Source organism: Streptomyces aurantiacus (assembly GCF_001418335.1).
GTDB lineage: Bacteria > Actinomycetota > Actinomycetes > Streptomycetales > Streptomycetaceae > Streptomyces > Streptomyces aurantiacus.
On record NZ_LIPP01000294.1, the window covers coordinates 1 to 13,919 of the forward strand.

Annotated in this window: 12 protein-coding genes; 6 read left to right on the top strand and 6 right to left on the bottom strand. The window is 72.3% G+C overall.

Going from position 1 to position 13,919, the window contains the following annotated elements:
* Positions 1 to 332 precede the first annotated feature (332 nt).
* Both AOK01_RS31640 and AOK01_RS31645 read right to left on the bottom strand, forming a co-directional pair.
* Positions 333 to 1,751: a hypothetical protein gene (locus AOK01_RS31640; RefSeq protein WP_055517697.1), complete on the bottom strand. Its 1,419-nt coding sequence runs from the start codon at positions 1,749 to 1,751 to the stop codon at positions 333 to 335.
* 300 nt (positions 1,752 to 2,051) lie between these two features.
* Positions 2,052 to 2,444 carry an ankyrin repeat domain-containing protein gene (locus AOK01_RS31645; RefSeq protein ID WP_055517699.1) on the bottom strand — a complete coding sequence of 131 codons (393 nt, stop codon included), beginning with the start codon at positions 2,442 to 2,444 and terminating at the stop codon, positions 2,052 to 2,054.
* A gap of 340 nt (positions 2,445 to 2,784) precedes the next feature.
* Between AOK01_RS31645 and AOK01_RS31650 the strand changes: the two genes are divergently transcribed.
* Positions 2,785 to 2,979, top strand: coding sequence for a hypothetical protein (locus tag AOK01_RS31650; RefSeq protein WP_055517700.1), 195 nt, complete (start codon positions 2,785 to 2,787; stop codon positions 2,977 to 2,979).
* Between the two features lie 36 nt (positions 2,980 to 3,015).
* Positions 3,016 to 4,614 (top strand): hypothetical protein, encoded by a 1,599-nt coding sequence (locus AOK01_RS31655; protein WP_055517702.1) that lies wholly within the window; start codon positions 3,016 to 3,018, stop codon positions 4,612 to 4,614.
* A gap of 179 nt (positions 4,615 to 4,793) precedes the next feature.
* Here AOK01_RS31655 and AOK01_RS31660 read toward each other — a convergent pair whose 3' ends face one another.
* Positions 4,794 to 6,293, bottom strand: a complete 1,500-nt coding sequence (locus AOK01_RS31660) for an SCO1417 family PLP biosynthesis transcription factor (RefSeq protein WP_055517705.1) — start codon at positions 6,291 to 6,293, stop codon at positions 4,794 to 4,796.
* A gap of 100 nt (positions 6,294 to 6,393) precedes the next feature.
* Between AOK01_RS31660 and yczE the strand changes: the two genes are divergently transcribed.
* The 4 genes from yczE to AOK01_RS31680 all read left to right on the top strand — a co-directional run bounded on the left by yczE (position 6,394) and on the right by AOK01_RS31680 (position 9,915).
* The gene (gene yczE, locus AOK01_RS31665; protein WP_055517706.1) at positions 6,394 to 7,056 is read left to right on the top strand and encodes a membrane protein YczE; all 663 of its coding nucleotides are present in this window, start codon (positions 6,394 to 6,396) and stop codon (positions 7,054 to 7,056) included.
* The gene (locus tag AOK01_RS31670; RefSeq protein ID WP_055517708.1) at positions 7,053 to 7,820 is read left to right on the top strand and encodes a glycerophosphodiester phosphodiesterase family protein; all 768 of its coding nucleotides are present in this window, start codon (positions 7,053 to 7,055) and stop codon (positions 7,818 to 7,820) included. The genes yczE and AOK01_RS31670 overlap by 4 nt, the downstream gene beginning before the upstream one ends.
* A gap of 79 nt (positions 7,821 to 7,899) precedes the next feature.
* Positions 7,900 to 9,285, top strand: coding sequence for an MFS transporter (locus tag AOK01_RS31675; RefSeq protein ID WP_055517710.1), 1,386 nt, complete (start codon positions 7,900 to 7,902; stop codon positions 9,283 to 9,285).
* Positions 9,286 to 9,540: 255 nt separating this feature from the next.
* Positions 9,541 to 9,915, top strand: a complete 375-nt coding sequence (locus AOK01_RS31680; protein ID WP_003977404.1) for an RNA polymerase-binding protein RbpA — start codon at positions 9,541 to 9,543, stop codon at positions 9,913 to 9,915.
* A gap of 292 nt (positions 9,916 to 10,207) precedes the next feature.
* Here the strand turns inward: AOK01_RS31680 and fxsA are convergent, their stop codons facing one another.
* The 3 genes from fxsA to AOK01_RS31695 all read right to left on the bottom strand — a co-directional run bounded on the left by fxsA (position 10,208) and on the right by AOK01_RS31695 (position 13,910).
* Positions 10,208 to 10,789 (bottom strand): FxsA family membrane protein, encoded by a 582-nt coding sequence (gene fxsA, locus AOK01_RS31685; protein WP_055517712.1) that lies wholly within the window; start codon positions 10,787 to 10,789, stop codon positions 10,208 to 10,210.
* A gap of 108 nt (positions 10,790 to 10,897) precedes the next feature.
* Positions 10,898 to 11,683, bottom strand: coding sequence for a polyprenol monophosphomannose synthase (locus AOK01_RS31690; protein WP_055517714.1), 786 nt, complete (start codon positions 11,681 to 11,683; stop codon positions 10,898 to 10,900).
* Positions 11,684 to 12,188: 505 nt separating this feature from the next.
* Positions 12,189 to 13,910 (bottom strand): amidohydrolase, encoded by a 1,722-nt coding sequence (locus AOK01_RS31695; RefSeq protein ID WP_079103922.1) that lies wholly within the window; start codon positions 13,908 to 13,910, stop codon positions 12,189 to 12,191.
* Between the last annotated feature and the right edge of the window lie 9 nt (positions 13,911 to 13,919).

Sequence of the window (13,919 nt, forward strand, 5' to 3'; positions counted from 1 at the left end):
CGTGATGCCTCGGCCGCCGCAAGAAGGTACCGCGGGATTCCCTGCCGGGGGCTCGGCCGGGTTGTGTGGTGCCGGTTACCTCACCCGCGGGCCGGTGGGGGCTGGTCGCGCAGTTCCCCGCGCCCCTAAAGACAAAAGACTGCGCAGTTCCCCGCGCCCCTGCTTTTCAGGGGCGCGGGGAACTGCGCGACCAGCCACAACGAACCCGCACCGAAACGAACGGGCCCTCCAGGTGGACGATGTCCGCGCGGTGTGCGGTGATCGCGGCGGCTGGGGAGGCCGACGCGGACCTGGGGCCCGTACCGGCGGGATACGGGCCGACGACGGAACGCTCACACGGCGGACGCGTCCGGTCCGATCCGGCTGCGGACCGCGGTCTGTACGTCGGCCTCCTCGGCCGGATCTGCGGCCAGCCGGCGGAGTTGGTCGACCACTCGGGCGTCCCCGGTCTCGGCGTGCCGTGCGGCCACTTCGCGGGTGGTCTCCTCGCAGTCCCAGAGGCACTCGACGGCGAAGCCCGCACCGAAGGACGGGTCGGTGGCGGCCAGCGCGCGTGCCGCCCGGCCGCGCAGATGGGACGAGGCGGTCTCGCGGTAGACGTGCCGCAGGACGGGGGCCGCGCCCGCGATACCGAGCCGTCCGGCGCCGTCGACGAGGGTCCACAGGGTCTGCGCGTCGGGCCCTTCGCCTCGTACGGCCTCCCGCAGGGCGCCCAGGACGAGTTCGCTGTCCTGGGCGCCGCCCCGGCAGGCGAGGACGCGTCCTGCGGCCTCTCCCAGGGCGTCGGGCCGGTGGGCCCAGCCGCGGGCCCGTTCCACCGCGGCGACGCTCCGCATCCGCTCGAAGGCGTCCACGGCGGCGTCCACGACGAGCCGGGAGCCGCAGGCCTGTGCGGCCTCGACCAGGTCCAGTGCGTCGGGATCCTGGCTGTCGGCGAGATAGCGCAGGGCGGTGCACCGTGCGCCGTCGTCCCCGCTGCGGGCCGCCTCGACGATTTCGGGGCGGTCCTCGGGTCCTGCGACGGCCGTGAGGCAGCGCGCGGCGGGCACATGGAGTGCGGCTCCGCGCTCGATGCCCTGCTGGGCCCACTCGAAGACGGCCCGCACGCTCCATCCGGGACGCGGCCCGGACGGTCGCATCTGTTGCTGCCATCGGTCGAAGGAACCGGCTTCCCGGGCCGCACGCACGCGCGTGGCGACGGATTGCCGGGGATCGTCGGCCCACAGCCGCCAGGGCCGCGGTTCGAAGGAGTCCCGGACGACCGCCGCCAGCTCGGCCTCGCCCTCGGGATCGGCGGGGAACCGGGCGAGTACGGGGGCCGCCAGGGCGCGCAGTCCGGCGTCGTCGTCGCGCAGCGCCAGTTCGTCGAGGGCCCAGGCCCAGTTGGCACCGCAGGCGGCGTACCGCCGCAGCATCTCCAGGGCGTCCCGCCTGCCGTACGAGGCGAGATGACCGAGGACGGCGAGCGCGAGGCCCGTGCGTGACTCGTCCGTGTCGAGCGCGTCCGTCGTGTCGAAGAGGTGCGCCTCGATGTCGCCGAGGCTTCCGCCCAGGTCGAGGTAGAGACGTGCGTAGTAGAGGGAGCGGTTCTCCACCTGCCAGTCGTGGCGGGGGTCGCTCAGCACGCAGTGGTTGAGCGCCGCGAGCGCTTCGGCCCGCGGTGCGGTGAGCGCGTGCAGCGTGCCGTCGCCGCGGCCCCTCTGGAGCAGGCCGAGCAGCGTACCGCTGGGCGCTATGACCGGATCGAACATGGGAAACAGCCTCACATCAAGCGTCGACGCAACCGGGGTCCTGCTCTACCTGGCCGCGTGACAACACGTCGGGGCGCCCGCCGTTTCCTGCTTGCTGTAGACCATCTTCCTCTGCCTCTCGTCGGTGGCCCGTGCGGGCCGCGTCACGGTCCGCGCGGTGCGGCAACACCTGCCCAGCCATCACGTCCGTGAATCACGTCGTCATGATGACTCAGCGGTTCTCGCTGCCGCGACCGCATTTCCGGCGGCCCCGTTCCGCCTTCCCCAAAAAAGCTGTTTCGCCTGGTCAAGGCGGATGGTTCAGTGTGCTCCGAACAGATCGAGCAGGTCCGCCTTGGCGAACATACGGGCCGTTTCGACCGCTGAGGGCGTCCCCGCCGAGGGGTCCGCGCCCGCGTCAAGGAGCACGCGGATGACGGCGTCCTCACCCTTGAAGACGGCTCCGGCGAGCGGAGTCTGACCTCGGTCGTTGATCCTGTCCGCCTCCGCACCGCGCGCCAGGAGGGCGCTCACGGCGTCGGCGTGGCCGTGGTAGGCGGCGAGCATCACCAGCGAGTCGCCGCGGTCGTTGGTGAGGTTGGCCGGAACACCCGCGTCGACGTACGCCACGAGTGCTTCGGTCTGTCCCTGCCGGGCCAGATCGAAGATCTTGGTCGCCAGCTCCACGACCTCGGGGTCGGGGGCTTCACCCATCGACGGAACCACCTCTCACTGCAGGGACACGGCACGGAACAGTGCGCGGACCGCTGAGACAACGAACGGGACTGCGAGAACGTGCGGCCGTCAAGTGGTGCGGCCGTACGAGTGAATCGCCAGGGTACTGGCTCCGCGGGCACATGACCGGGCCTGCCCGCGGCAAAGATCCGCACGAAAGCGACAAACCGTCGAGCGGGCGATCGAGGGGCCGAACAGAGCAGAGCCATAAAGGTGAAATAAGCAGTAATTCACTCAGTTGCACCTTTTGTCGTATGGATACATGCTGTGAGCCTGGAAGTACTCATGGTGACTGTCCCCATCGACCAGGAGAACTCTCATGATCCTGTCCATCTCAGGTGTGGTTCTGCTCGGCATCATCGTCTTTCTCTTCTTCCGCAAGGACGGCCTCAAGGCCTCCCACGCGATGGTCTGCGCCCTCTTCGGGTTCTACCTCGCGGGTACCGCCATCGCACCGAGCATCACGGCCGGCAGCGCGAGCCTGGCCGGGCTGCTCGGCGGGATCAAGTTCTGACCTCCGTCCCTCCGCACGCACCTCCAGGAGACAGCAGTGGCCCGGCGCCCCCTCCCCCGCATTCTGAGTACCGGCAGCGCGCAGCTCGCCCGCGGCCGGGACCTGGCCCGGACGGCCGCCGACAGCGCCACCGACGTCCTCCACCCGCTGATCACGATCAGCCGTGGACTGCGCCGGCTGGCGGCCGCCGGCCGGCGCAAGTGGGCGGGCACCCCCAAGGACCGGCGCGGTCCACTGCTGTTCCTGGTGGCCTCGGTCGTCCTGACCGTGGCCCTCGTTCCGTACGGGCCGCTGCTGGCCGTCATCACCCTGATGGCGGCGGCCGCATGGCAGGGCAGGGACCGCACCCCGTCCATGCCGGCAGGGCCCGACGAGGTGCAGGGCAAGCGTCTGGAGTCCCTCTACGAGGCGCTCGTGCCGTACTTCTCGGTCCCCGAGGACCCGGCGCCTCTCTACGCCCACGGCGGCGAGTGGGGGAAGGCCTTCGACTCGTACGAGTTCGACGACACCGGCCGCGTCTCCCACCTGACCATCCGCTACCCCGCCTACTTCACCGACGGGGAGGCGGATTCCCGGGCCCGGATCGAGCAACTGCTGCACGCCAAGTCGGGCCGCGGCCGGGAGTACCACTTCGCCTGGGACGAGGAGGGCAACCAGCTCACGGTCGCGGTGCTGCCTCCGCTGCCCACCGACATCGCCGCCCAGCGGTTCGTCACGGCGCCGGGCGAGACCGTCCTCGGCTTCACCGACCCGGCCGGCGTCCCGCGCACCCTGCCCCTCGCGTTCGGCGAGGACCGGCGGGACGTCCCGCCGGTGATCTGGCGCACCGGCGTGCGCTCGACCGAGCCGCACCTGCTCGCGGTCGGCGGACCCGGCAGCGGCACGACCACCCTGCTGCGCTCGATCGCGCTGCAGGCCCTCCAGCACGGTGACGTGCTGATCATCGAGGGCGGCGGTACGGGCGAGTTCGCGTGCCTGGCGGGGCGCGCCGGTGTCCTGGGCATCGAGTGCGGCCCGGCGGGCGCGCCGGCCGGCCTCGAATGGGCGGCGCGCGAGACGGAGCGCCGCCTCCTCGCCGCGAACCGGGCCCGGCAGGCGGGCCTCACTCCACCGGAGGACACGAGGCGTCCCCTGTGGCTCCTGCTGGACCGCCCGACCGTGCTCGGCAACCTCGCGCCGGCCGACGGCGGTAAGGATCCGGGGACCTTGCTCCAGGTGCCGTTGCGGCACGGCCGCGCGGTAGCGGTGACGGTCGTGGTGGCCGAGCAGTTCGACGCCATGGAGTCGCTCGGCGAGGCGGTACTGGCGCACACGCGCGCGCGTGTCGTCCTCGGACCGGCGTCGTCGGGCTGGGTCGAAGCGGTGCTCGGGGCGCCGCCGCACACGACGCCCGCGCCGGACGTACCGGCCGGCCGGGGGTATGCCCGGCTGGGCACGGGCCCGGTCCACCGCCTCCAGGTGCCGGCGACGCCGGACCCGTACGACGAGGCGACCAGCGAGACCCACCGCCAGGCGGTACTCGCCCTGCTGCCGGGGCACACCCCTCCGGTGGACGCGCCCCCCGTGGCCGAGGCACCGGCCGACCCCGTCCGCGTCGCGGCGCCGGGCCCGGTGGGCGTGGTAGCAGAGGGCTGACCACGGCCTGACACCTCCCGTCCATCGTGGCTGGGCGCGCAGTTCCCCGCGCCCCTTCGGCCGGCTCTCGGGGAACGCAAGCTTTTAGGGGCGCGGGGAACTGCGCGACAAGCCACGACGCACCCGCACCCGTGATCCCGGGCCCCGCGCAGCGCGAGCGCGGCCCCGCCCGAGACGCGTCACGCCACGAACGTGCGCGGCGTGTCGGTTCCTCCGTGCGCGCCCGTCTCGACCAGCCGGGCCGCCGCCGCCAGCCGCGCCACCGCCTCGTCCGCGACCGCGCCACTGACGGTGAACGGCAGGCGCACATAGCCTTCGAAGGCCCCGTCCACGCCGAACCGGGGTCCGGACGGCACGCGTACGCCCACCCGTTCGCCGACCTCGGCCAGCCGCGAGCCGGACAGTCCTCCCGTGCGCACCCACAGGGTGAGCCCGCCGTTCGGCACGTCGAACTCCCATCCGGGCAGCTCCCGGCGCAGGGCCGCCACCAGCGCGTCCCGGTTCTCGCGGGCCTGGTCGCGCCGCATCTCCACGGCCTGCTCCCAGCCGCCCGTACTGAGCAGCCAGTTCACGGCGAGCTGTTCCAGGACGGGAGTGCCGAGGTCGGCGTAGGCGCGGGCCGCGACCAGGCTGCGGATCACCTCGGGCGCGGCGCGGACCCAACCGATCCGCATTCCGGCCCAGAAGGCCTTGCTGGCCGAACCGACCGTGACGACGGTGGACCCGGCCGGGTCGAAAGCACAGACGGGGCGCGGCAGTTCGAGCCCTTCATCCAGGTGCAGCTCGCTCATGGTCTCGTCCACGATCACCACGGTGCCGGCCGACCGCGCGGCGTCGACGAGCTGCCGTCGCTGGTCCTCCCCGACGAGCGCGCCGGTCGGGTTGTGGAAGTCGGCGACGACGTAGGCCAGGCGGGGCGCCGCCTCGCGCAGCACCTGCCGCCAGCGGTCCATGTCCCAGCCCGCGAACCCCTCCGCCATGGCCACGGGCACCAGACGGGCCCCGGCCTCACGCATCAGCTGAAGGACGTTGGCATACAGGGGCGACTCGACCGCGATGCGTTCCCCGCGCCCGCCGAAGAGGTGACAGATGGCGTCGATGGCGCCCATGGCTCCGGTGGTCACCATGATCTGCTCGGGCATCGTGGGGATGCCGCGCGCGGTGTACCGCTCGGCGAGCGTCTGGCGCAGCGCGGGCACCCCGGCCGGATAGTCGCCGTGCGTACGGGCGTACGGCGGCAGTTCCTCAAGCGCGCCCTGGACGGCGCGGGTGAGCCAGGGTTCGGGTGCGGGCAGGGCCGCGCAGCCCAGGTCGATCAGGGAGCCGAGCGCCTCGGGCGGCAGCGGTTCGAGGCCGCGCGCGGGCAGCGGGTTCCCCGCCGGTACGGCGGTCCAGCTGCCCGCGCCCCTGCGGGACTCCAGGAAACCCTCGGCGCGCAGCGCCTCGTAGGCGGCGGCCACGGTGGTGCGGCTGACGGACAGCGCGAGGGCCAGCTCGCGCTCGGCGGGCAGCCGCGCGGCCACGGGCACCCGGCCTTCGAGGACGAGCAGCCGGACGCCGTCGGCGAGGGCCCGGTAGGCGGGCGGACGCCGCGTGCCGGGGCCCGCCGGGCGCTCCTGCTGGGAGTTGAGCAACCGGGCGAGCTGAGCGGCCCCCACCGCCGAAGTCCACTGCGCCATGATTTCAGTCCACCTTCTCCGAATTGGCCATGGAAGAGGTTTCTCCTCACGCCTCAGAGTGCCACGAGTAAGTCCAGTATCACCACCAGGGGAGCGCACCTTGTCCAGTACGCCGTCGGGCCACCTCACCCGCCGACTCCTTCAGCTGTACGTGGGTCTGGCCCTGTACGGAGCGAGTTCGGCCCTCCTCGTGGAGGCGGGTCTCGGCCTGGAGCCCTGGGGTGTGCTGCATCAGGGCCTCGCCGAGCTGACCGGGCTGACGATCGGCGTCGTGTCGATCTTCGTCGGAGCGGCCGTCCTTCTCCTGTGGATCCCGCTGCGCCAGCGCCCGGGCCTCGGCACGGTGTCCAACGTCTTCGTGGTCGGCCTCGCGATGGACGGCACGCTCGCCCTGCTCCCGGACCCGCACGCCCTCGCGGTCCGTGTCCCGCTGCTGGTGGCGGGCATCCTGGTCAACGGCGTGGCGACGGGCCTGTACATAGCGGCGCGTTTCGGTCCGGGTCCGCGCGACGGCCTGATGACGGGGTTCCACCGGCGCACCGGCCGCTCGATCCGCCTGGTGCGCACGACACTCGAAGTGGCGGTGGTGGCGACGGGCTTCGTCCTCGGTGGCACGGTCGGTGCGGGCACGGTCGTGTACGCGGTGGCCATCGGGCCGCTGGCCCAGCTCTTCCTGCGCGTGTTCGCCGTCCCCTCGGCATCACCGGCAGGCAGCACGGTCGTTGCCACCGGGCCATCGGAGCGGGCGATACTGCGCGGGTGATCCCGCGCATACGCCATCCCTACCTCGACCATCCCGGCCCCATCGCCTTCGCCCACCGGGGCGGAGCCGCCGACGGCCTGGAGAACACCATGGTCCAGTTCCACCGCGCGGTCGCGGCCGGCTACCGGTACATCGAGACCGACGTGCACGCCACGGCGGACGGAAGACTCGTCGCCTTCCACGACGCGACGCTGGACCGGGTGACCGACGGGGCGGGCCGGATAGCGGACCTCCCCTGGGACGACGTACGGCACGCGCGCGTGGCGGGCGCCGAACCGGTCCCCCTGTTCGAGGAGCTGCTGGAGACCTTCCCCGACGTCCGCTGGAACGTGGACGTCAAGGCGGAGCCCGCGCTGCGCCCGCTCCTCGACCTGATCCGCGCCACCGGCGCCTGGGACCGCGTCTGTGTCGGCTCCTTCTCCGAGGCACGGGTCGCGCGGGCCCAGCACCTGGCAGGCCCGCGCCTGGCCACCTCGTACGGCACCCGCGGCGTACTGGGGCTGCGCCTGCGGTCGTGGGGCGTACCCGCCGCGCTGCGCCGGTCGGCGGTCTGCGCCCAGGTTCCCGAGGCGCAGTCGGGCGTCCCGGTGGCCGACCACCGTTTCGTGCGCGCCGCCCACGCGCGCGGGCTGCAGGTCCACGTGTGGACGGTCAACGAACCCGAGCGGATGCACCGGCTTCTCGACCTGGGAGTCGATGGCATCATGACCGATCACATCGAGACGCTGCGCGGCGTCCTCAAGGACCGCGGCACCTGGGTCTGACCGCCCCCGGGCGCACCCACCGCACGGCGTCCGCGTAACGAGGACACGGCGGGGACACGACGGGGAAGCGAGGGCACGGGTGGGCACCGACACCGTGCGGGAACGGGCCGCCGACGGGCTCGCCGAACGGCGGCGTGAACAACGCGGCTGGTACTTCTACGACTGGGCCTGCTCCGTCTATTCGACGAGCGTGCTCACCGTGTTCCTCGGCCCCTATCTGACGTCGGTCGCCAAGGCGGCCTCGGACGCGGACGGATTCGTGCACCCGCTGGGGATCCCCCTGCGCGCGGGTTCGTTCTTCGCCTACTGCGTGTCCGCGTCCGTGATCCTGTCGATCTTCGTCATGCCGGCGGCGGGCGCGGCGGCCGACCGTACGGGCCGCAAGAAACCCCTCCTCGCGTTCGCCGCCTATCTGGGCGCCGCGGCCACCGCGGGCATGTTCTTCCTGGACGGCGACCGGTATCTGCTGGGCGGCCTCCTGCTCATCGTGGCCAATGCCTCACTGGCCGTCTCGATGGTGCTCTACAACTCGTATCTGCCGCAGATCGCCCCGCCCGAGGAACGCGACGCCGTCTCGTCGAGGGGCTGGGCCTTCGGCTACGCGGCGGGCGCGCTGGTCCTGGTGGCGAACCTGGTGTTCTACACCGCCCACGACAGCTTCGGCGTCTCGGAGGCGATGGCGGTTCGCATCTGCCTGGCCTCGGCGGGCATCTGGTGGGGCGCCTTCACGCTCATACCGCTCAAGCGGCTGCGCGACCGCCGCACGACGTCGCCGGGTTCCTCGGGCACCTCGGGCATCTCAGGTCCCTCGGGCACGTCCAGGCACGGCGGTTGGCGGCAACTGGCGGCGACCGTGCGCGACATGCGCCGCCAGCCGCTGACGCTCGCCTTCCTCCTCGCGTACCTCGTCTACAACGACGGCATCCAGACGGTCATCTCGCAGGCCTCCGTGTACGGCTCCGAGGAACTGGGCCTCGACCAGTCGACACTGATCGTCGCCGTGCTGCTGGTCCAGCTGCTCGCGGTGGCCGGGGCCCTCGGCATGGGCCGGCTGGCCCGGACGTACGGTGCCAAGAGGACCATTCTCGGGTCCCTGGTCGCCTGGACCGTCACGCTGGCCGCCGGGTACTTCCTGCCCGCCGGAGCCCCCGGCTGGTTCTTCGTCCTCGCCGCCGGCATCGGGCTCGTCCTCGGCGGCAGCCAGGCGCTGTCCCGGTCCCTGTTCTCGCATCTGGTGCCGCCCGGCAAGGAGGCCGAGTACTTCTCGGCGTACGAGATGAGCGACCGGGGCATGAGCTGGCTGGGCCCGCTCCTGTTCGGTCTGACCTACCAGCTGACGGGAAGTTACCGGGACGCGATCATCTCGCTCGTGGTCTTCTTCGTGGTGGGATTCCTGCTGCTCGCGCGGGTTCCGGTGCGCCGGGCGGTACGCGACGCGGGCAACCCCGTTCCCGCCAGGATTTAGCACTCGGAGCCAAAGGGCGGTAGTGTACGCGTTTGGCCTGCCAGGCGTACCGTTACTGCGCGTCAAAGATGCCGAAACGCTAGGTGACATCTACTGTCAGATGTGACAAACCGGGCGCAGGTGGGTACAACAAGGGGCGGCTACGACGGCGACGCATGGCCCGGAACGGGAATCTTTACCGCCGACCGGACGTTGACCGGATGACGACGACAGCGACACCTGTCCTGTGGGCGACAAGCCCGGGAGGCACGATTCATGAGTGAGCGAGCTCTTCGCGGCACGCGCCTCGTGGTGACTAGCTACGAGACGGACCGCGGCATCGACCTGGCCCCGCGCCAGGCCGTGGAGTACGCATGCGAGAAGGGCCATCGATTCGAGATGCCCTTCTCGGTGGAGGCGGAGATCCCGCCGGAGTGGGAGTGCAAGGTCTGCGGGGCCCAGGCACTCCTGGTGGACGGCGACGGCCCTGAAGAGAAGAAGGCCAAGCCCGCGCGTACGCATTGGGACATGCTGATGGAAAGGCGTACGCGAGAGGAGCTCGAAGAGGTCCTCGAAGAGCGCTTGGCCGTGCTTCGATCCGGAGCCATGAACATCGCGGTCCACCCTCGGGACAGCCGCAAGTCCGCGTAGCCCCTCCGGGGGTTGGGCGGCATACAACGCACGCACGCGACCGCGGGCGCCGTACTTTTGGGTACGGTTCCCGCGGTTTTGTGCGTGTGCCTGACCGGCGGTTGAGCGCATTCGAGTGCGGGCCCGCTGTGGCTGGTCGCGCAGTTCCCCGCGCCCCTGGGTGGTCGGCCCGCACGGCCGCCTGGGTATTTCACCCCTCCGGCGTTTGAGGAGCGGGGGTTTCGGGGGCGGAGCCCCTGAGTAGGGACGGGAATGGGTAGGGGCGGCGGGGGCGAAGAACCCTCGCCGGTTCTCAGCCCGTCAGCGGGGGGCGCGAGCCCGTGTCCTCCCGCCGCCCCCGCGGAGCGTCGTCGTCCCGGATGACCTCTCCCTGGACGACCTTGCCGTCAGGGCGATGGATGCGGGCCTGCTGGAAGGCGTCACCGAAGGTACCCGCCGCCTCGCGCACCTTGCGCTCGAACGTACGCTCCACGTACCGGCTGAGAGCCTTCTGGACCGGCGGCACCAGCAGGAGCAGCCCGAGCGCGTCGGAGATCAGCCCCGGCAGCATCAGGAGCAGCCCGCCGAGCATCATCAGGCCGTTGCCCTCGGAGTTGGTCCTGCCCTCCGGCAACGCACCGTTCTGCTGCTGTTGGAGCGTCTCACTGAGCGCGCGAAAGGCCCGGCGGCCGGCCCGCTTGATGACCACGGAGCCGAGGAGGAGGCCGGCGACCAGGAGCACGAACACCGCGAAGCCGCTCGCCGCGCCCGCCACCACCGTCAGCAGCCAGATCTCCAGCACGAGCCACGCGGCGATGCCCAGCGGCAGGAACCTCAGCAGCCGGGAGCGCCGGGGCCGGGCGGAGGAGGACGGGATCGAAGCGCCAGTCGTCATGCCTCCAGTGTGCCTGGCCCAGGCTCAGTACGACATAAACAGGTGATCAGCCCTGCCTGTGCGTGCACCTGCGCCTGTGCGCGCCCGTGGGGCTGCCTGTGCGGCGAGCTATGACGCAGAGCCCGCCGGGGGCTTCCTGCGGCCCAGGACGCGCCCCGCACGCTCCTCCACGCCCCACGTGGTGACCCGCCACAGGGCTTCCACCAGAATGTCGCGGCTCATCTTGGAGTCGCCCAGTTCCCGCTCGACGAAGGTGATGGGCACCTCGACCACGTGACAGCCCGCCTTGACGGCCCGGCGGGCCAGGTCGACCTGGAAGCAGTAGCCCTGCGAGGAGACCTCGCCGAGACCGAGGCGCTCCAGGGTCTCGCGCCGGAAGGCCCGGTAGCCGCCGGTGACGTCACGGATCGGTACGTCGAGCAGGACGCGCGAGTAAAGGCTCCCGCCGCGCGACAGGAACTCGCGGGACTTGGGCCAGTTGACCACCCGGCCGCCCGGCACCCAGCGGGATCCGAGCACCAGGTCGGCGCTCTTGAGCGCGGTCAGCAGCCGGGGCAGCTCCTCGGGCCGGTGCGAGCCGTCGGCGTCCATCTCCACCAGGACGCCGTACCCGTGTTCGAGGCCCCAGCCGAAGCCCGCGAGGTAGGCGGCGCCGAGGCCCTCCTTGCCCTTGCGGTGCAGCACGTGGACGTGTTCGTCCGCGACGGTCAGCTCGTCGGCGAGCTTGCCCGTGCCGTCGGGGCTGTTGTCATCGGCGATCAGGACGTGCGCCGCGGGCACGGCCGCCCGCACCCGGCCCACGATCGCCTTGATGTTCTCCGCCTCGTTGAAGGTCGGAATGATCACCAAGGTCGTGCCGAGCGGGCCGAACCGTCGCTCAACGCCGTCGTTCACAGCTTCCCCTTAAGACTTCCGTGCGAGAGGGGCTCCACCATAGCGAGCGCTGCTCTTCCCGCTGGTAGGGCATCGACTTGAAAGTCCCGCGAGGGGGCGGCGGAACTGCGGATCGGGGCCCGGCGCCCTTCGGGCCGACCTGGGACCCGCTGGCTGCGGATCGACCGAAAGCCGTTGTCTACTGAGCGTCCGGGCCCCACCCGGGTCGCACCATCCGGCCGGAACGTTCCCTCGCCCCGTGGCACGGACGCTGGGCCTGGCTCCCAGTGGTGGTGCGCCGGTGCGGCACACCACCCCTGACCCAACTGCGCTGCGGCGACTGCGCGGAAGTTCACCGGTCGGACGTCCGGTGGTGGACCCGGCCGAACCTACCGGCCACCTGCCGCTCACTGTCAACAGTCGTTCGACCTGCGGTTCTTCCGCAAAGTGCCTGGTCAGAGCGGAGGATGCGCAGGTCGCACGACCGGCCGTCGGACCATGATCGGCACCGCGCCGCCCCGGGACATCACTCGTCCGGCCGTACGAATACGGTGCGGCCGCCCACCACGGTGCGCAGGCAGACGGGCAGGCGGGCACCGGGTGACAGGTCGGGCAACCCCGGGGTGCCGGAGCGCGGGTCGGTCGACCAGCGGGCCACCCGGTCGTCCGGGGCCTGGACCACGAGTTCGCCGGTGCGCCACACCGCGTAGTCCGCGGGCGCGCCCGGCACCAGGGTCCCGGCGTCGTCCCGGCCGGCCGCCCGCCAGCCGCCCCGCGTGTGCGCCGTGAAGGCGGCACGGACGGACACCCGGTGTCCGGGTGTCCGATGGAAGGCCGCGGCGCGGACGGTGCCCCACGGGTCGAGCGGTGTGACCGGGCTGTCGGAACCGAAGGCGAGCGGCACTCCGGCGCGCAGCAGGGCGGCGAAGGGGTTGAGCGTACGGGCGCGCTCGGCGCCCAGTCGCTCGGCGTACATGCCCTCCTCGCCGCCCCACAGGGCGTCGAAGGCCGGCTGGACGGAGGCGGTCAGGCCGAGGTCGGCGAAGGCGGCGATCGTCCCGGCGTCGAGCATCTCGGCGTGCTCGACGCGGTGCCGGGCGGCGCGCACCCGGGCCGGGCCGACCTTCTGGGCGGCGGCGCGCATGCCGTCGACCACCGAGGACACGGCGGCGTCCCCGATGGCGTGGAAGCCCGCCTGGAGCCCTTCCTCGGTGCATGCCACCACATGGGCGGCGACGGCGGCGGCGTCCAGGTAGGCGGTACCCGTGTGGCCCGCGTCGGTGTACGGCCGGTGCAGGCAGGCCGTGTGCGAACCGAGGGCGCCGTCCACGAAGAGGTCGCCCGCGGCGCCGGCCGCTCCCAGGGCGCGGGCCTTGGCGACGTCCTGCTCCGCCCAGTAGCCGACGACGCGGGGTCCTGCCTCCTCGGCGGCGAGCCGCAGCAGCCCGGCGAAGTCGTCCTCGGAGGAGATCTCCGGGCCCGCGCACTCGTGCACGGAGCCGATACCGAGCGTCGCCGCGTGCCGCAGGGCGGCGCGCTGGGCCTCCGTACGCTGCTCCGGCGTCACTGCTGCGAACGCGGCGGCGCGTACGGCGTGATGGGCGTCGCGGGTGAGCGGTTGGCCGTCCTCGAATCCGGCCGCCCCGCGTACACCCGGCGCCAGGTCCAGCAGGGCCGTGGTGGCGACGGCGGAGTGGACGTCGATCCGGCTGAGGTAGAGCGGACGGCCGCCGGTCGCCTCGTCGAGCTCGGCACGCCGCGGTGGCCGTCGCTCGGGCCAGCGGGAGGCGTCCCAGCCATGGCCGAGGAGCACCCGGTCGGCGGGGCGGGAGGCCGCGAACTCCCGTACTCGGGCCAGCGCGTCGCCGAGCGTGCGGGCGTCGGAGAGGTCGAGGCCGGTGAGGGCGAGGCCGGTGGCCGTGGTGTGCACGTGGGCGTCGGTGAACGCCGGGGTGACGAGCGCCCCTTCGAGGTCCACCACCTCGTCGACGCCGTCCGAGAACGCGTCGGCGGCGCCCTCGGAACCGACCCAGGCGACCTGCCCGCGTTCCACGACCATCGCGGTGGCGAACGGATCGGCGGGGCTGTGGACCTCCCCGCCGCGCAGCAGCACGGTCAGCGCTTCGCGGGAACGGTCGTCCTGGAGGCGGGGGTCGTCCGCGGCCGGTCGCGCCCGCCCGGCGGAGCCGGCGGAGGATGCCGCGCGCGGGGCACGGTTCGGCTCGGGATCGGTGGTGCTGTCACTCATGGGGAACAG

Bases quoted from the DNA above. Each gene is read 5' to 3' on its own strand.
- AOK01_RS31645 (WP_055517699.1), bottom strand. From the start codon at position 2,444: ATGGGTGAAGCCCCCGACCCCGAGGTCGTGGAGCTGGCGACCAAGATC.
- AOK01_RS31680 (WP_003977404.1), top strand. From the start codon at position 9,541: ATGAGTGAGCGAGCTCTTCGCGGCACGCGCCTCGTGGTGACTAGCTAC.
- AOK01_RS31650 (WP_055517700.1), top strand. From the start codon at position 2,785: ATGATCCTGTCCATCTCAGGTGTGGTTCTGCTCGGCATCATCGTCTTT.
- AOK01_RS31695 (WP_079103922.1), bottom strand. From the start codon at position 13,910: ATGAGTGACAGCACCACCGATCCCGAGCCGAACCGTGCCCCGCGCGCG.
- AOK01_RS31640 (WP_055517697.1), bottom strand. From the start codon at position 1,751: ATGTTCGATCCGGTCATAGCGCCCAGCGGTACGCTGCTCGGCCTGCTC.
- AOK01_RS31660 (WP_055517705.1), bottom strand. From the start codon at position 6,293: ATGGCGCAGTGGACTTCGGCGGTGGGGGCCGCTCAGCTCGCCCGGTTG.
- fxsA (WP_055517712.1), bottom strand. From the start codon at position 10,789: ATGACGACTGGCGCTTCGATCCCGTCCTCCTCCGCCCGGCCCCGGCGC.